Raw genomic sequence first — 15,359 nt, forward strand, 5'->3', positions numbered from 1 at the left:
GAAAAGGAGTCGTTTTCTCCGCAAATGGCCAGTTGTACACCGTAATCGCAAGTGCTACCATAGCAATAGCTTGCGACGCCCATTTTCGTGAAATCGGGCGATTTTGGTCCGTTTTACAGGGCGGACCAAGGGTGGACCAAACGGCAAACGGAGCGGACGCATGGCCTCGGACCCTTACTTCGACAAGTCTCGGGCGAAGTGGCGGATGAAGTGGTGGTCTGGCGCACAAACCGGGTGGAAGATCGAAACGTTGTGCGAGCATCCCGGGTGGGTCAAGGGTGCCAAGCCGCCCCGAAGGCCTCCCCCCGAGGCGGAGAGGCTGGCCCGGAAGTATCGCGACCTGGAGATCCAGGCCCGTCACGGCGTCGAGGTGGCCGAGGTGCGTGCCCTCGATCTCAAGGACTTCCTCGAGGCCTACTCGGCGAGCGCCGCAATCGCCAAGTCACCCGGAACGATAAGGGCCACGAAGGTCATCCATCGGGAGTTCCTGTCCTGGTGTCAGGCGAAGGGCATCGCGAACGTCCCGCAGGTCACGGCCGAGGTCTGCCGGACCTTCCTGGACGACCTGGCCCGGACGCGGAAGCGGAGCACCGTCGGAAACTACAAGAACATGCTCGCCCCGGCCTGGTCGATGGCGGCCTACGAGGGGAAGATCGCGGCGAACCCCTGGATTCGGGCGAAAGTGCCCGGCAAAGCCAGAGTCGAGCGACCTCCCTTCTGGTCGGAAGAGGAGGTCGCCAAGCTCATCGGCGTCTGCAAGCCCTGGCTGGCGGATCTCATCAATGTCGGGGTAGCCTCTGGGCTCCGGATCTCGGCCCTGCTCAGCCTCGAGTGGGATGACGTCGACTTCACCGATGGCGTCATCCGCGTCAGGGCCGTGAACAGCAAGTCGGGCAAGGCATACAATGCCCCCCTGCTCGGCCGGGCCCGGGACGTTCTGGAACGGCTGCACTTCACGGCCGAGACGAAACTCGTGTTCGCCGGCCCGGTCAAGAAACAGCGGATGCACCCTCAGATGACCTTCCTGGCCATCCAGCGGGCCGTCAAGCGGGCCGGGATCAACGATTTCGGGCACTACAATCACGCACTTCGCCACACATTCGGGACCTGGGCCGTGAACCGGGGAGTTCCGCTGAAGGTCGTCAGCCAGTGGCTCGGCCACGCCTCGATCACGATGACCGAGGTCTACGCCCATGCCGATCCGACCGAGATGAGGCGGTGGGCCGCCCGGTTCGGGCAGATGCTCGAGGCTACGCCGAGTAGCCCCGGAACCGCGTCCCCTCCGGCCACCGGCCCGTATCAAGCCGATGCTGGATGACCGCCGCGTCATAGTACAGGACGAGGCCGACGTCGCTGTCCGGCCTCGTCCTCTGCTCGCTATGCGGCTCGGGGAAGAGTCCCCGCTCAACCCGCCGCTTCAAGGTCCTGCTCGACATGTCGAACATCGCCGCGACCCGGCTATGCTTCAGCAGCCGCGACGTCTTCGCCTTCCTGGCCGTCGCCTCGCCCATCGTTGATGACTCCCGTTGTCCTGGACAGAGCTCGGATGAGGAAGGGGCCGGGCCGGGGATGAACCCGCCCGGCCCCGACGCGGCTCAGTTGTTCAGCGGCTTGACCTGGTCGCCCGAGATGAGGTAAGCGTGACCCTTGCAGGCCGCACACTTGCCGATCAGCTCCATCCGGCCCGTCCCGTCGCACATCTTGCACGCGACCCAGCGGCTGGGATCGGCCAGGCGGAGGTAGCGATCGCGGATGGCCATCCAGGGCCCGATGTGTTTGCCTTTCCGCTTGGCCTCGGCGATCACCTCGCGAGTCTCCTCGATATAACGGCGGCGGTGGGGCTCGGTCCGGCGGAACGCGATCGCGTCGGCGTCGAACCATCGCCTGGCCTCGTTCGAGAGGTCCTTGCGGGCCGGTAACGATGCGAGCCACTCGGCCTCGGAGGGCTCGGCGTCGACCCCGAGGACCTCGGCAACCGCCGGTTCCTCGCCAGCCCGTGCATTGAACGTGACCTCCGCGTGGATCGGGACGGGGCCATCGTCCCGGCCCTTGGCCAGGGCCGCCCGCTCATCGCGAACGGGCTGGGACGGTGCCATCGCCGCCTTGACCTCCTCCACCGCCTGGCGGACCTGGCGTTCGGACGGCTGGGAGCCCCCGGCGATCTTCACCGCCCTGTCCCAGGCCTCGAGTCGCATGTCCGGCTCGATCCGGGACAGCGGCCGGGACTGGGTCTCGGTCGGCAGGCGCCGGGGCTCCGGCTCCACCGAGACGGGACCGCGCGGTCCCAAATCCGTGATGACCTCCGCCCACTGGATCAATCGATTGACGTGCCTGGCCGAGAAGTGCCACCTGTCCTCGCAGTAGTGCTCGAAGCTTCGCCAACCCTCGCGGTAGAGGCGTTTGTCCCGGATCGTGAGGAGGGCCGTGGCGAACTCGAAACATCCTCGCATGTTCCTACGGATCATCCCCTCGAACTGATGCAGCCTGACCGATTCGTCCGTCGAGAGCTTGCCCAATGCCCGAGTCACCGCGATTCGTTCGATGCCCATCGCTGCTGCTCCTATGACCTTCGCCGATGTCGGCGACCCTGATGAAGATCCCGGCTGATTGGCTGTTGATGACCTCGGGGAGCGTCAATCCTTCGCGGCCTGTTCGTCGATCCACCGATCGATCGTCGAGGCCCTCCATCGCGGGCTGACCCCGAGGTTCAGGTCGGGCTTGGGGAAATCCCCATCGGAGCGGAGCCGCTCCACCGTGCGGCGGCCGGCGTTGAGCATGGCCGCCACCCCGTCCAGCGTCAGCAGGGGCTCGGCCTTGGAGCCGGCCCGCCCGGATGCCCTCGTCTTCTTCGCCTTCATCGCTCGCCCCGCTCAGGATGCCCGTTCCGATCCCGGTGCACGCACGAACAGGGGCTATTTTACTGGCCTTCGCGGTCGATCCCGTTGGGATTATGGCGAGGCTCTGGTTTTTCACGCCGTGGACCGCCTGTGCACGCCGTAACCGCTTGCTAGGGTAGAGACATGTAGCGAGATAGGCCCGTCAACGATGAGCACGTGACGACGGCAGCCGCGGGCCCTGCGAACGTCACGGCACACCGTGCCGTGACGTTGTGACCCAGGCCGAAAAGCACGAGAAGGCAACTCCAGCGAAGGACGAAACGGTTTCGTTCTTCGTGGCCGAGTCCTCCGGCAACCTTACGGTGGCCGAGGCCAGCAGCCGGCCACACCCGACGCGAGGCCGCCATCGAGTGCGAGGCCGCGACGATCCCCGTCTGCTACCACGAGTTCGCCGACGAGGACGAGGCCCTGAAGTACGCCATCGCCAACCAGCGGGATCGGCGGAACCTCACCGACACCGACCTTCTCCGGTTGATCGAGGCCGTGGACACGAGGAAGCGTCACGGTGCCGAACCTGGAGGACGTGGGAACCGGCACACTTCTAGTAAAACCTCATGTGAGGTTTTACCAGAAAAGTCCGCTCTACAGACCGCTCGCATCGTCGGGACTTCCCCTCGCAAGGTCGAGAAGGCCCGCGTCGTCCTCGAGGCGATGGAGTCATGGCACGTCCACTTCCAGGGGCGAGGCACGACCCGTACGCTCGCCCCCGAGGGGATGATGGAGGTCGAGGCGACGATCCTGGCGACGCTCCACAACGCGAAGTTCACGGCGTCCGTGGGCGTCCACGATCACCGGGAGGCGGTCGACGCGATCGTGCTCACTGAGGGGCAGCAGGGGCTCATCCGGAGGGGGGTCGTCACGAGCGATGGGGTGGGATCGGGGTCTAAATCCTGGCTAGTCCGCCCCACCCCTGGGCCCCCCCCTTGTATAGGGCTCACACGAATCGACGCCATCGGCAAACGATTGTGCGATTCGAGGGACGAGGAGGCGTTCGTGACGGCAGTCCTCCTCCACGTCGAGCACGAGCTGTCCGCGACGAAGGACGGCCGGGTCAGGATGACCGACGCCCAGGTCCAGGAGATCGCGGCCCGGCGGTTCGACGGGATCAAGTGGGGGCCTCAGCAGGTCGAGCGGTTGAAGTCGAAGTACCTCGCCAGGCCTGTCGACGGCAAGCCGACCACGCGGTTCGAGCTGATGCGTGAACTGGCCAAGGGAAGCCGGCGGACGGGCCAGGCCGCGGGCACGCCCTCGGAATATTTGCCGACGGGGCTCCTCGCGCTGCTCTCGGCCGGCGGTAACATGGGCTTCGCCGCGGGGGTCGCAGCGGCGGCCGGAGAGGCTGCGGCCTGATCATCCCCTTTCACCTCACCGACGGGAGCTCGCGATGCTGGGCCCGACTTACGATCCCGACGCCGTGGCCGAGGTCATGGAGGCCCGGGGCCTCACTCGCTGCATCCTATGCCGGAACGAAGCCGACATGCTGGGCCACTGGCATCCCTCGCAGGAGGCCTTGCGGACGATGGGGGCAAAGGCCGAGTGGGGAGGCGTGCTCTATGCCCTCTGCGGCCGCTGTGCGGCCCGCCCTGACTTCGCCAAGCGTGTTCAGGCGAAGATCGTCGCCGGAGAGCGGGAGAAGGCCCAGGAGGCCAGACAGAGGCCTTCGCGGAGGGGTCGCCGCGGCCGGACTGCCGGCAAGGGTGTCGGTACTGCCGACGTCATCCCGTTCACCACGTCGAGACGCTGATCGGGAGGCTGGGCTTGCCCGAGGGGGTGTCCATTAAATGGACCCCCTCCGTCCTGGTCAGGAGGCAGTTGAGCCCGGCCTCGCTGATGATGATCATTTCCTGATCGCCGGAGGGGGTACACATAAAGTGTGTACCCCTATGCTTCGCCTTGAGAAGGCGGCCGGCTGCGGTGGCATCGCGATATCCGAGCAGTTTCGCCACGTCGGACCGGACCCAAAATCCAAATGTGCCTGATGGGCACATTTGGAAGTCTAGGCGTGGCGATCATTTGGGTGCTTAACGTGCCTGTGGGACACGTTAAGCGTCCTCGGTCGATGTGTGATTATCCCACATTGATCGCGACACACTGGTGTTCTCGAGTCCCGTCGCTCGTACTCATAAAGTGAGTACGAAGGTGTCATTCCTGAGGTGCAGGCGATGAGGAATTCCTCACCGCCGAGCGGGCCCTGGGTGGCAAGCGATAGACCTCCGAGTTGGGACCGCGCGGTCCCGTTTCTGTCCCGTGCTCGCAACCAGTGTGACCCCGCGGGCGGGGAATTCCCCGCCCTGGCTGTAGAGTTGACCTCAGTCGATGGGTGGACAGGAAGCTGGCCATCGATCGACCTCCCGATGGCTGAGGGAGACCCGGCCGACCGGCGGCCCGGTCGTCATCGCCTCATCGCGGACTCCTCGACGATCCTGCGTAAGGCGTCCGACCAGGCTTCGCCCTCGGTCGCCCCGGAACCCAGTGGCGTCGCGTCCCCGCTCGATCGATGGATCGTCCACCGGATGGCCCCGCCCGCGGGGTCGACGCCCCGCCGGGCCTCGGCCCCGGGACACGCCGTCAGCACGTCCGCCTTCGCATTCTTCATGACCTCTCGCCTCCAGAGGGGCGTATTTCGGCCATCCGGCCCATCAACGTCGTGGCGATCGGGGGGGGTGGCGTGCTCGCCCCTCCATCCTTAGGTGCGTCCCGGCGCGATCCTTAAACGGGGGGTGTGGGATTTTTCGCCGGGCAGGCGGGCGACCCGACCAGGCGAGGAGCATCGCCTGGTCGGGTCGCATTTACCCAGACGAAGGGTCGGGAAGGCCTGCGTCGCTGCGGTGAGGTCTCCGCGAAGCATGCCGATGAAACACTTAGGTCAAATTTTAAGAGTCGTCAAATTCGTGGCAGGAAGGACGGACGGGACGGCTCATGACTCTCGCGTCACGAGCGAGTAGACCTTGGCCTTGCTCCCCGTATCCCAGGCCTTCGCCTTCTGGTCCACCTTGTTGAACGTCCTCACCTCGCAGGTGATCCGCCCGGCCGCTTCCAACTCGGTCAGCGTGAGCCGCAGCAGCTTCGTGTTCATGAGGGAGCCGAGGCGGAGCTCGAGGTCGCTCATCCGGCTCGGCCCGCGGGTGGTCAGGTCTGCCAGCACGGCCGCTTGCCTCTGCTCCTGGTCTGCCAGGCGTAGCCGCAAGGGGCGTTCATCGTCGGGGGACACGGCTCCATCTCCTTGGGTGCCCGATCCTACCCCTCGGGCCAGGTCTAACCGATGCGGCCGTGAACGACCAGGTCCAAAACTACGCCGTCGGGAGGTAAGGCCCGTGCCTGTCCTCGGGGGCCAATTCGCGATCGAGGGCCTCGCGAACGCCCTGCAAGTGAGCCTCGGTCAGGGCCTCTGCGAGCCCTGCGATGCGGCACCTGAAACGGGCGTTCTCGACGACCTCGATCCGAATCCGCTGGTCATCCTCGCGACGGATCCGCCGGGCCCTGATGTGTCCCACCGTCTCCTGGTAGGCAGCCGAGCGTTCGACCCCCGGATCGGCCTCCGTTGATCGTCTGCTCGTGAGGTCGAGCGGGCTGTCGTTTGGATGTTGCTCGATGCCCAGCATCATGGCCTGCAGGTCCTCGGGCCCCATGTCTGCGAAGAGATCGGCGGGGGGCCGAGCATCGGCATTTTCTTCCACGTCGGCGATCTCTGTAGTGTAATTCCATTCATCTTTATTATGGTGCAAATTTTTGCATGCTGAGGGTGCATTTTTTTGCGGGCTGGCTACCTGATCCCCCCTCTCCTGGTCTAGCTCAGATTTAGCTTTCTCGATGAGTTCTGGTGTGTTGGCCGCCGGCATCGAGGGGTCGGATCGGCGTAAGAGGATGATCCCCTGCCGGTCCGACTTCTTCCCGGGGACCATCACCCTCAGGATCCAACCCGCCGTCTCCAGCGTCCCGAGGATGCCCTGGACCGCTCGTTCGCGTTTGCCTGTCATGCGGGTCAAGGCAGTGTTGCCGGGGTAGCAAAAGGTGCGATGGCGTGCGTGTCCCTCGAGGATGAGGAACAGGCACTTCGCCTGGTCGCTCAGCGGGTTGACGGAAGCGTCGAAGAAGTCCGCCCGGCTCCTGACGATCCAGCCGTTCGATGTCTCGCCCATGGCTCATTCGCCCCTCGCCCTGGGGGAGTGTGGGCCGTAGATCTCCCTGACCTCCGCGACGAACGCATCGGCCTCGGGGTGATCCATGAGCACGATGAATCGGCAGGAGATGCCGTCCCGCGGGCCGAGGATGGTGATGACCTTGTCCCTCACGAGGCCCTCGAGTGCCTCGCGGGTCAACTCGGGCGAGAGGCCCGCGGCCCTGCCGATCTCAATGTTCCTGGCATTGCATACCATGCCCCTGTCGCCCGCCAGCATGTAAACGGCGAGGACGGTGCGATTCCGCCTCAGGAGGCGTCGGAACGCTACTGGACGCATCGAGTTTGTCCTTAAGGGTTATCGTATCGTCCTCTTGGGTGCGTCCTTTGGAAATTGGAGCTTCTTTGCACGTTCAACAATCGCCTTCTCAACGAATTTGACCACGGGATCCCTCTCCGACTCCGCCACTTCGTTTAGCCAAGCGTGGAACTCTGGTGTCATCTTGATGGACAGGACCATCATATCGGAATTCGACTCTTCCGCAGGTCTTGGCTTCGGATCTCGCTTAGCCATGCGTACACCACCCTTTCTGTAGGCAAGCGTACATCCTTTTGACTACCAAATCAACCGCAGGAAAATTTGGTAGTCAAATTGACTTCCGTAGTCATCGGGACTACTATTAGGGTGTCGAGGGAAGGAATGGCCAACCCGAAACGAAAAAAGGCCCCGTGAGTGTTCGAGCACCCACGAGGCCGGATGGCAAGCCTGATTGGAGGCCCGCCGATGTCAATCGTTACCCGCAGCCGTCGCGAAGTCAAGCCCGCCCGCAAAGCTCCCGTCTACTCGCTCGCCCTGGCCATCGACCACGTGGTCTACACGGTCGAATCGATCCCCGCAGGGGAGTTCGGTAGCAAGGCCTTCCGCATCACCAAGAAGTCCGACGGGAGCGTCTACGACGTCTGCCGCACCCACGATGGCCTGGTGGCCTGCGACTGCCCGGACTACGAAATCCGACGCAAGGGGATGACGGCCGAGCCCTGCAAGCACGGCAAGGCCCTCGTGGCGATGGGCCTCCTCGAAGCCCCGACCGCCGTGGCCAACGCTCCCACCGTGGTCGCCCCGGCCGCCGAGCCCTGCTGCCCGGCCGATGAGGTCGAGCCGTGCTCCGCCTGCCTCCACTCGGCCGCCCCCGCCGTGGTGGCCGAGGTCGTCGAGGTTGGGACAGTTGGGACACCCACGCTGGCCGAACAGCCCGCCCAGGTCGAGGCCACGCAGCCCGAGGCGATCGAGCCGACTGCGACCGTGGCCGAGCCGGCCCAGGCCGACGACGAAGAGCTTCCCACCCTTCCTGTCCTCCTGACCCTCGACGAGCTCATCGAGGCCGAGGCCGCCCGCCTGCGACGCTTCGAGACCTACGCCCACGACTTGATGGCCCGGACGCTGGCCGAGCTGGCCAGGACCGTCAGGCTCGTTCAGGCCAGATCCCCGCTCGACCTCGACGACGAGGTCCCGACTCGCCGGACCGCCCCTCGGCACCCCTGGCCGTCGAGGCCCCCGGGGGACCTGTCCGACGACTTCACCGGCGGATTCATCGGCCACCTCGACAGCCACTGAGCGGCCTCGAGGTCAACGCGAGAGGGGTTGGAGTGAACCCGGCCCCTCCACCGACATTAACGCTCGGGGCATGCGAACCCATGCCCTCCCGATCACGCTACGCCCTCCGCTAGACCGCCAGTAGAGCGATGGAGCGGAGGACCTCATCGAGAGCCGACATACGCGACCATAGCCGACCACACACGCACGGGATGCACACCATGACGAGCAACGACGAACGAGACGAGCAGATGACCCGCCGCGGCCTGATGGGGGGCATGCTGGCCCTGGGCCTTCCGATCCTCCCCGCCAAGGCCGATCGGCCCGAGGCCGGGCCCTCGTCCGCGACCTGGGGGACGCAGCCGGGCGGCCTGCCCGTATTCGCGACCGAGATTTGGACCGACGCCCAGTGGGCTGAGCTTACCGAGAAGCCTGCCGACGCCAAGCGGCTCGAAGGCCTCGGCTGGATCCGCGTTCGCGACGTGCCGCGGTGGGAGTCTCTCGCGAACGACCCCGTCCCTCAGCCGACGCCCCTATCCGAGGAGGTCGTTCGAGGGCCTTCGCCCCCCATCGTCATCCGCGAATGGAGGCCTGGAGACCCCGAGCACTGCCGGCTCTGCCCGGGGTGCAACGCGACCGGGCCGGACTCGGCCGGGGTCATGACCTGCATCCGGCCCCTGGACCAGTCGTAGCCGGAGGGCAGTGGCGGCCGGGACAATTCGGGACCGCGCGGTCCCGAATCAAAACGATCACCTGGCGATCGGCTTGATGTTGACCCTGCGAGCCTTTGATTCCACCTCTGGCTCGATGATCCAACCAACCTCACCGACCCAGGACGGTTTTTCTTTAGTGGTAAAGCCATCAGGGGTATAAATCGATTCCACGGCCTTTTCGACAACTACTTTCATGCCGCCATCGATCGGCTCAAGGACACGAACTTCGGACCCTTTCCAGAGTTGGATCAGCTCGCCTTCACCAAACAGGTCGATCTTGTCCGATCCGGCTTGCATGATCTCCAGGTTCTTCCGGAACCGGTCTTCTTTGGGGTAGAGCCAACTGCCTGACTTTAGCTTGATCACCTCCCCCTTCTGATGGCCGACCTTCACCGGCTCTCCCACGGGCGTGATCTGCTTTTCACCCGCCGTCCCTCCGCATCCGAGTGCCGCCAACGTGATTGCCGCGATCGCGAGAAGCCTGAGCATTGCGTGGAGCCTTCCGTTGCGATGGAGTTCACCATGAGAGCCGAATAGGCTAACCTTACGATCGTCGGGGCGGAAGTGCCCAGGCCTGTGATCAACCGCCCGCTGAGAACTGCGGGCGGTTGACGCTCGGCAATCACTTCGTGAACTTGATCGTCCTCCCAGTCTGCCCGGCGATCGTGGCGAGGTATCCCAGGGACTTCTCCAATGCGGTCGTCTGCTTCTTCGCCTCCGAGTCTCCCACCGAGGCCTGCAGCTTCGCGGCGAGGCCGCCGGCGTCGAACACGTCCACCGACTTCCGCTGCTTGCTCTTTTCTTGTTCGTCCATCGCCTCCTCGGCCACCTTCTTGTTCACCCTCTGGCCGCCTTCCTCGACGGCGGCCGAGGCCTGATTAGCCGCGGCCTTTGGGTCAACCCCGGCGTTAATCAGCAGTTGGCGGATTTGCTCCGTGAGCCCCGCAGCCACACCGGCCCCATTGCCCGTCATGGCCGTGCCGACGGTCAGGCGTTGCTCGATGGCCTTGTCGAGCCCGGGGATCGCCTTGGCAGCGAGGTCCGCATTCTCCTTGCGTCGCTTCTCCTGGTCCTCGCGGGCGAGGTTGGCAGCGGCCGTGTCGCGATCCTCGCCCGTCTCGGCCACCCTGCCGGCGATCGTCTTGCCCGCGGAGATCTCGAGCCCCCGGTGGACGTCCTCGTACGCCGATTCGACCTTGTCCTTGTCCAGGCCCATCTTCAGCAAGCGGTCTTTGGTCTGGTCCTCGGTCAGGGTGCCGGCGATGGCCGCCTGGCCCAGTTCACCGCCCTTGAGGGCGTCGACCTGTTCCTTGACCCACTTATCGCGGCGGGCCTTGTACTTCTTCCACTCGGCCGTGGACGCGTCGAACGCGGCGTACTGGGAATCGATCTGGTCGCTGAGGTCCTTGGCGTCCTTCTTCGCCTTCTTCTCGTCCTTGGCCTTTTGACGCTCCTCGGGGGAAGTCTTCATCAGCTTCTCGAGGGTTCCCTCGGGGAACAGGCTCTCGTTGAGCATGACCCGGTTCTTGAGGGCGGACATGGCCCCTGGGTTCTTGGAGTCAGGCCCCTCGTTGTCGTTCATGGCCCTCAGGAGGAGCTTCTCGGCCTGCTTGGAGTCCTCGTCGCTCAGCTTTTTGTTGATGCGTTCCTGCAACTCGTCCCGCTTATTGATCCGGTCCTGATAAATCTCCCGATTTACCTTCTTGCCCCTCTCGGCATAGTCGTTCGCCGCGTCGAGCTCGGCCTGATCCTCGGGCGATATCTTGGCGTTCGTCCCGTCGCCGACGAACCCCTTCATGAGCCCCACCTTGAGCTCGTTGAACCCGATGTCCTTGATCGCCCCTTCCTTGGACTTCTCGTCCTCCCGGGTGGCCTTGTTCGGGGTCTCGCGGAGCTTCTCGAGCTCCTTCTGCTCCTTCTTGTAGTCGTTCAGCCGCTTCTGTTCGTCGGCCGTGAGCTTCGTGGCCTTGGCCAGGTCCTCCATCTCCTCGGCCTCGGTCCTCGTGGCCCCGACCCCGAACAGATCCTGGACGTCATCCCAATGGACATAAAGCTGATATGCGGCGACGGTCGCCAGCTGTGCCCCGGCCGCGATCCCGGACGCCATCGCCGTACTGGCACCCGCTGCGGCCGAGAACGAGTACACCAGCGGCGAGATGTTGTTGACGACGCCGGCGAATCCATACTGAATATCGTCGACGGCGTACCCGACCTGCATGAGGCCCCGGGCGAGTGCCCCCGTGCCGCTGGTAGCCTTGGACATGCCGGCGTTCATCACGCCGAGTGCACCGGTCGTCTGGCTGACCGCGGAGTTGGCCAGGTGCATCGCCGCGCCGAGCTTGTTCATCTCGTCCCGGACCACGGCGACGCGAGTGCCCCAGTCCTGGACGGAGATCGATCCCCGCATCACCTCGTCATCGAGCGTCTTCAGCTCTCGCTCGAACGCGTCCATCGCCTTCCGGGCGTTGGCCAAGCCCCGTTCCATGTGTCCGCTGTCGAGCTGGAGATCCGCATGGATACCGCCGACGTCAATCGTGCCTGCCATCGTTCACGTCCTTGTGTTCAGTGGTGAAAGTTCTATGACTCGAGTCCGCCCGGTCATCCGACCACACGGAATGTCGGTCCTGCCGTCCCCAGGGCCTCGCGGGTGAGATTGCCGGCGAGGAGGAGCACACGCTGACGCTCCGGGTCGTTCGCAGGGCAGCCGTTGAACGCCGCGACGACGTTGAGGCCGTCGAGGATCTCGGACTCAATGGCCGCGTCCGAATGGCCCTTGGCCCGGCGGTTCCGCACGATCGTCCTGATGGAGCGGCCCATCTCGCGGACCTCATCCTCGCGACCTTCATACTCGATGGGGATGTTCATGATGCTATCCTGTGATTGTGCTGTTGAATGAATGACGTCCCGAGCCTCCATGCTCGGGAAGGGCCCTGGCGTGCCCCAGGAGCGATCGACCTGGGACGAGGGCCAAACGGTGGTCAGTTGCTCGCCGGCTCGGCCAGGAGCGAATCGAACAGTTGCAGGGCCGCATCGAGTCGCAACTCGACGGCGTCGGGTGCCATGCCGCGTGCCTCGCACTCCTCGGCGTGATCGATCGCCCGGTCGATGAAGTCGCCACGAATCTCCGCGTCCGAGATCCCGAGCCCGCGGGCCTTCCTGATCTCATTCCGGCAGCGGTCGACGCGGGCCTCGAGAGTGTCGGGGGGCTTGGTCTCGGCGGGGCTTACCTCTGCGTCTAACATCGCGATGCTCCTCCGTGTTGCTGGGCATGGGCCGAATCCCGTTCAGCCCGTGTGACCGCGAGGGACTCAGGGCCGGGGCCTGTCTCGGGGCGGACTCGACGGCGAGTGAGCCTTGCCGAGTTTCGCCTCCTTTTTTAGGTGTCCCAAGTGTCGGATTGCGACGTGCCCCCCTCCGCCGTCTTTGCCCTGTCTTTGCAGGCTTTTCGCCATCCGATCCCGGTCGAGTCGTGGAACACTCGCCCGGGATGACGACCTCCCCCCGCATGGCCGCCAGCAGTGCGGCAGTGCGTTCCGCGTGGTCGCGAGCCGGCGACGGTCCGGGGAGGAGTCGGATGGGTTTGGTGTTCAACGGAAGGCCTCCGATAGGGCCTGCTCGACGCCCTCCCTGGCCCAGGCGAGGAACCGCCGCTGTCCCGCAAGGGAGAGCCCGAGGCAGGCCCCGTGGGCGTCCTGCTCGCTCAGGGTCCGATTCTCCTCCGCGTCCATCCCGGCGAGTCGCCGTCGCGTGGCCAGGCTGCGGAACGAGTCCGCCACGGCTACCCGATCGGACGGGTCGAGTCGGGCCGGCTCGAAGGGCAAGTCCAGGTCCGGCGGCACCCAGTCGGACGAGTCCTCGCACTCGTCGAGGGCGGGATCGTCGGGAGGGGCCTCGATTGCGTCTTCCACGCCGTCGAGAGCCCGATCGGGCTTTCTCTTTACATGGTTCTCATTCGGGGTCGGAATTCCGACCGGGGGGTGGTCGGATATCCGACCGGGGGTGGTCTGAATTCCGACCCCCCCCGAGTCATCCTCGGTGGCCCCGATGGACGACGATTCGGACGTCGACTTCGAAGCCAGGTCAGGCCTCGCCTCGGGCCGCACGCCTTCACCACGCCAGAGGAGCACGATCGCCCGGTGCGTCGTCCTGGACTCGTCCCCGATCATGTCGATCAGCCCGTTCATCCTGAGGTTCTTCAAGGCCTGCTTGACGGCCGTCCGCCCCTTGCCGCCGCACCGCTCGCCGATCGAGTCGACCGAAGGCCAGCACCGGTCGGAGTCGCGGGCGTAGTAGATCAAGGCCAGGAGCACGCGTATGTCCGAGTCGGTCAGGCGACCGTCTTCGACGATCGAGTGCGGCAGGGCCGCGAACGGGGCGAGCCGAGCCTTGTCCGGGCGGCCGACCGGCCGACCGTTGTCCCGCTTCGCCTCGCCCGATGGGCCGCTCACGCCACGGCCTCGAGCGGGGCCTCGGTCGCCTTGAGTCGCCGGTGGTACTCGCGGAAGGCGGGTGCCCAGGCCCCGAACGAGTCGTCGAGCCAGCGGTCGAACTCGTCCGCGTCGAGGAGATCGCCCGCGGCGAGGAGGGCGTCGGCCATCCCGTCGATGTCCGAGGCGTGTCCCTCGATGGCCAACTTGTGGCGAGCGAGTTCGTCCTCCAGGGACACCGTGCTCGATGGATTTTGAGGAATTTCCTCACGGGTCCGGGGCCGTCGGACGGCCGCCACCGTCTTGTTGTCGACGCCCGCGAGCCTGGCGATGGCCCGGTCGGAGCACTCCTCGAACTCGGGATCGTCGAGCAGGAGGTTGATGACGCGACGTTTGTCCGCCGTGGACCAGCGGAGCCCGTTGCGGCCGTTGGCCCGGATGGCATAAATCATTGCGTCGCGGGCCTCGCCCTGGCGGACGTCGCAGTCGAGCTCGGACAGGCCGGCGTCGAGTGCGGCCCTGGCCCGATGATGGCCATCGGCCATGCGGAGCCGCCCGGCGGCGTCCTGGAAGACGACGGGCCTCGGCAATTGCTCCCCGGAGCGGTAGGCGTCGGCGTAGTCGGCCCTGGCCCCCTCGTCGTGGGAGACCCTGACCTGCGTGTACTCATCCATGAGGATGGAACGGAGTTGGATGCGCGGCATGCGTTCCCTCGCTGGCGTGCAGTCGTGATGTGGTTGGCGGGCGGGAAGAGAGCCGGAGTGGTGAGACCGGCTCACGATTGGGTTGCGACGGCCTCCCGGCGGACGCTGGACTTGGCCAGGGCCTCGACCTCCGAGCGGAGGTACTTCACCCTGACGCCGGGGAGGCGGATGGCGCTGAGCAGGCCCCGCTTGGCGAAGCCGCGGATGTGGTGCGGCTCGACCCCGAGGATCTCGGCGGCGACTTCGGTGCTGACTTGGTCGGAGGCGAAAGACTGGCTCATGGCTGATCCTCTCGGTTGCAATCCATCCCGGCGGAATCGGCGAGATCGCGTGCGTTCCTACATAGTGGGCCGCGCGTTGCATAATTCGGCGGATCGCGACACTTCCCATATAGTGGGCCGCGCGTTGCATTAATCAGCCCCTTATGGATCGCTCGCCCCGTGAGGGGGAGCCTACCCTCGGAACCGATGCAAACGCGACACATCCCACTATGTGGGACGCGCGTTCAATAAATACCGGCCGATGGCCTCCGGCTAGGGCGATGCGAGTGGCTAACACGTTATAGGGCCACACTTAGCATCGTGTGAGGCCAGGTCCGGCCCTCTCGCCGGGACGCATCTGAAGTGACCTGGGGCCTCGACCTCGGCCCGGGGCGGCCTGACGTGGGAGGCAAGGCCTCGGCTAGCCCCTCGATAACGACGATCCATCGCATTCCCGATGTGGACCAAACGACGGGAACCATCGGGGGCATGGAGAAACGCACCGGCATGCGTTTCCGTCAAACCGTGGACCATATGCGGACCAAAAATGGCCGATATTGGCAGGTTTGAACGCTCTTTCTGCGAGCCATGCGGCTGGGATTGACGCGTAAGTCGGGTGATGCCAATATGATGCGGCCTGAATGCGG

General features: G+C 65.3%; 19 protein-coding genes. 5 read left to right on the forward strand and 14 right to left on the reverse strand.

The genetic code is table 11. The annotated features are described in order from the left end of the window. Nucleotides 1–160: 160 nt before the first annotated feature. Entirely contained in the window at nucleotides 161–1,318 is a 1,158-nt protein-coding gene (locus ACOYYX_RS40685) for a tyrosine-type recombinase/integrase (protein ID WP_422932226.1), read from the forward strand. On the opposite strand, the gene ACOYYX_RS40690 is transcribed toward ACOYYX_RS40685, so the two are convergent. The 3 genes from ACOYYX_RS40690 to ACOYYX_RS40700 form a co-directional block, all read right to left on the reverse strand. Further along, complete coding sequence (locus tag ACOYYX_RS40690; protein ID WP_422932227.1) at nucleotides 1,251–1,511, reverse strand: hypothetical protein; 261 nt, start codon at nucleotides 1,509–1,511, stop codon at nucleotides 1,251–1,253. The genes ACOYYX_RS40685 and ACOYYX_RS40690 overlap by 68 nt on opposite strands. An 84-nt stretch (nucleotides 1,512–1,595) precedes the next feature. Continuing rightward, nucleotides 1,596–2,549, reverse strand: a complete 954-nt coding sequence (locus tag ACOYYX_RS40695) for a hypothetical protein (RefSeq protein ID WP_422932228.1) — start codon at nucleotides 2,547–2,549, stop codon at nucleotides 1,596–1,598. Nucleotides 2,550–2,633: 84 nt separating this feature from the next. Beyond that, nucleotides 2,634–2,858 carry a helix-turn-helix transcriptional regulator gene (locus tag ACOYYX_RS40700; RefSeq protein WP_422932229.1) on the reverse strand — a complete coding sequence of 75 codons (225 nt, stop codon included), beginning with the start codon at nucleotides 2,856–2,858 and terminating at the stop codon, nucleotides 2,634–2,636. Nucleotides 2,859–3,548: 690 nt separating this feature from the next. On the opposite strand from ACOYYX_RS40700, the gene ACOYYX_RS40705 reads away from it, so the two are divergent. After that, nucleotides 3,549–4,247, forward strand: coding sequence for a hypothetical protein (locus ACOYYX_RS40705; RefSeq protein WP_422932230.1), 699 nt, complete (start codon nucleotides 3,549–3,551; stop codon nucleotides 4,245–4,247). Between the two features lie 34 nt (nucleotides 4,248–4,281). Continuing rightward, nucleotides 4,282–4,641, forward strand: coding sequence for a hypothetical protein (locus ACOYYX_RS40710; RefSeq protein WP_422932231.1), 360 nt, complete (start codon nucleotides 4,282–4,284; stop codon nucleotides 4,639–4,641). Between the two features lie 648 nt (nucleotides 4,642–5,289). Here ACOYYX_RS40710 and ACOYYX_RS40715 read toward each other — a convergent pair. From ACOYYX_RS40715 to ACOYYX_RS40730, 4 genes are all read right to left on the reverse strand, one after another. Then, entirely contained in the window at nucleotides 5,290–5,493 is a 204-nt protein-coding gene (locus tag ACOYYX_RS40715) for a hypothetical protein (protein WP_422932232.1), read from the reverse strand. Between the two features lie 321 nt (nucleotides 5,494–5,814). Beyond that, nucleotides 5,815–6,108, reverse strand: coding sequence for a hypothetical protein (locus tag ACOYYX_RS40720; RefSeq protein WP_422932233.1), 294 nt, complete (start codon nucleotides 6,106–6,108; stop codon nucleotides 5,815–5,817). A gap of 79 nt (nucleotides 6,109–6,187) precedes the next feature. After that, nucleotides 6,188–7,036 (reverse strand): helix-turn-helix domain-containing protein, encoded by an 849-nt coding sequence (locus ACOYYX_RS40725; RefSeq protein ID WP_422932234.1) that lies wholly within the window; start codon nucleotides 7,034–7,036, stop codon nucleotides 6,188–6,190. Between the two features lie 3 nt (nucleotides 7,037–7,039). After that, nucleotides 7,040–7,354: a hypothetical protein gene (locus ACOYYX_RS40730; RefSeq protein ID WP_422932235.1), complete on the reverse strand. Its 315-nt coding sequence runs from the start codon at nucleotides 7,352–7,354 to the stop codon at nucleotides 7,040–7,042. 444 nt (nucleotides 7,355–7,798) lie between these two features. Between ACOYYX_RS40730 and ACOYYX_RS40735 the strand changes: the two genes are divergently transcribed. After that, nucleotides 7,799–8,629, forward strand: a complete 831-nt coding sequence (locus tag ACOYYX_RS40735; RefSeq protein ID WP_422932217.1) for a hypothetical protein — start codon at nucleotides 7,799–7,801, stop codon at nucleotides 8,627–8,629. A 200-nt stretch (nucleotides 8,630–8,829) separates the two neighbouring features. Then, on the forward strand, nucleotides 8,830–9,300 hold the full coding sequence (locus ACOYYX_RS40740) for a hypothetical protein (RefSeq protein WP_422932218.1): 471 nt from the start codon (nucleotides 8,830–8,832) through the stop codon (nucleotides 9,298–9,300). 57 nt (nucleotides 9,301–9,357) lie between these two features. On the opposite strand, the gene ACOYYX_RS40745 is transcribed toward ACOYYX_RS40740, so the two are convergent. The 7 genes from ACOYYX_RS40745 to ACOYYX_RS40775 form a co-directional block, all read right to left on the reverse strand. After that, on the reverse strand, nucleotides 9,358–9,810 hold the full coding sequence (locus tag ACOYYX_RS40745; protein ID WP_422932219.1) for a hypothetical protein: 453 nt from the start codon (nucleotides 9,808–9,810) through the stop codon (nucleotides 9,358–9,360). 133 nt (nucleotides 9,811–9,943) lie between these two features. Further along, complete coding sequence (locus ACOYYX_RS40750; RefSeq protein WP_422932220.1) at nucleotides 9,944–11,866, reverse strand: hypothetical protein; 1,923 nt, start codon at nucleotides 11,864–11,866, stop codon at nucleotides 9,944–9,946. A 53-nt stretch (nucleotides 11,867–11,919) separates the two neighbouring features. Further along, nucleotides 11,920–12,186: a hypothetical protein gene (locus tag ACOYYX_RS40755; protein WP_422932221.1), complete on the reverse strand. Its 267-nt coding sequence runs from the start codon at nucleotides 12,184–12,186 to the stop codon at nucleotides 11,920–11,922. A 113-nt stretch (nucleotides 12,187–12,299) separates the two neighbouring features. Next, nucleotides 12,300–12,563: a hypothetical protein gene (locus ACOYYX_RS40760; RefSeq protein WP_422932222.1), complete on the reverse strand. Its 264-nt coding sequence runs from the start codon at nucleotides 12,561–12,563 to the stop codon at nucleotides 12,300–12,302. 345 nt (nucleotides 12,564–12,908) lie between these two features. Continuing rightward, nucleotides 12,909–13,769 (reverse strand): helix-turn-helix domain-containing protein, encoded by an 861-nt coding sequence (locus ACOYYX_RS40765; RefSeq protein ID WP_422932223.1) that lies wholly within the window; start codon nucleotides 13,767–13,769, stop codon nucleotides 12,909–12,911. After that, complete coding sequence (locus ACOYYX_RS40770) at nucleotides 13,766–14,452, reverse strand: ParB N-terminal domain-containing protein (protein ID WP_422932224.1); 687 nt, start codon at nucleotides 14,450–14,452, stop codon at nucleotides 13,766–13,768. The genes ACOYYX_RS40765 and ACOYYX_RS40770 overlap by 4 nt, the downstream gene beginning before the upstream one ends. A 71-nt stretch (nucleotides 14,453–14,523) precedes the next feature. Next, on the reverse strand, nucleotides 14,524–14,733 hold the full coding sequence (locus ACOYYX_RS40775; protein ID WP_422932225.1) for a helix-turn-helix domain-containing protein: 210 nt from the start codon (nucleotides 14,731–14,733) through the stop codon (nucleotides 14,524–14,526). Nucleotides 14,734–15,359: the final 626 nt, after the last annotated feature.

It is taken from the genome of Singulisphaera chitinilytica (assembly GCF_049331405.1).
Taxonomy (GTDB): Bacteria; Planctomycetota; Planctomycetia; order Isosphaerales; family Isosphaeraceae; genus PoT.

Excerpts from the sequence above, each read along its gene's own strand:
- ACOYYX_RS40685 (WP_422932226.1), top strand. The coding sequence starts at position 161 with ATGGCCTCGGACCCTTACTTCGACAAGTCTCGGGCGAAGTGGCGGATG.
- ACOYYX_RS40690 (WP_422932227.1), bottom strand. The coding sequence starts at position 1,511 with ATGGGCGAGGCGACGGCCAGGAAGGCGAAGACGTCGCGGCTGCTGAAG.
- ACOYYX_RS40695 (WP_422932228.1), bottom strand. The coding sequence starts at position 2,549 with ATGGGCATCGAACGAATCGCGGTGACTCGGGCATTGGGCAAGCTCTCG.
- ACOYYX_RS40700 (WP_422932229.1), bottom strand. The coding sequence starts at position 2,858 with ATGAAGGCGAAGAAGACGAGGGCATCCGGGCGGGCCGGCTCCAAGGCC.
- ACOYYX_RS40705 (WP_422932230.1), top strand. The coding sequence starts at position 3,549 with ATGGAGTCATGGCACGTCCACTTCCAGGGGCGAGGCACGACCCGTACG.
- ACOYYX_RS40710 (WP_422932231.1), top strand. The coding sequence starts at position 4,282 with ATGCTGGGCCCGACTTACGATCCCGACGCCGTGGCCGAGGTCATGGAG.
- ACOYYX_RS40715 (WP_422932232.1), bottom strand. The coding sequence starts at position 5,493 with ATGAAGAATGCGAAGGCGGACGTGCTGACGGCGTGTCCCGGGGCCGAG.
- ACOYYX_RS40725 (WP_422932234.1), bottom strand. The coding sequence starts at position 7,036 with ATGGGCGAGACATCGAACGGCTGGATCGTCAGGAGCCGGGCGGACTTC.
- ACOYYX_RS40730 (WP_422932235.1), bottom strand. The coding sequence starts at position 7,354 with ATGCGTCCAGTAGCGTTCCGACGCCTCCTGAGGCGGAATCGCACCGTC.
- ACOYYX_RS40735 (WP_422932217.1), top strand. The coding sequence starts at position 7,799 with ATGTCAATCGTTACCCGCAGCCGTCGCGAAGTCAAGCCCGCCCGCAAA.
- ACOYYX_RS40740 (WP_422932218.1), top strand. The coding sequence starts at position 8,830 with ATGACGAGCAACGACGAACGAGACGAGCAGATGACCCGCCGCGGCCTG.
- ACOYYX_RS40745 (WP_422932219.1), bottom strand. The coding sequence starts at position 9,810 with ATGCTCAGGCTTCTCGCGATCGCGGCAATCACGTTGGCGGCACTCGGA.
- ACOYYX_RS40750 (WP_422932220.1), bottom strand. The coding sequence starts at position 11,866 with ATGGCAGGCACGATTGACGTCGGCGGTATCCATGCGGATCTCCAGCTC.
- ACOYYX_RS40755 (WP_422932221.1), bottom strand. The coding sequence starts at position 12,186 with ATGAACATCCCCATCGAGTATGAAGGTCGCGAGGATGAGGTCCGCGAG.
- ACOYYX_RS40760 (WP_422932222.1), bottom strand. The coding sequence starts at position 12,563 with ATGTTAGACGCAGAGGTAAGCCCCGCCGAGACCAAGCCCCCCGACACT.
- ACOYYX_RS40770 (WP_422932224.1), bottom strand. The coding sequence starts at position 14,452 with ATGCCGCGCATCCAACTCCGTTCCATCCTCATGGATGAGTACACGCAG.
- ACOYYX_RS40775 (WP_422932225.1), bottom strand. The coding sequence starts at position 14,733 with ATGAGCCAGTCTTTCGCCTCCGACCAAGTCAGCACCGAAGTCGCCGCC.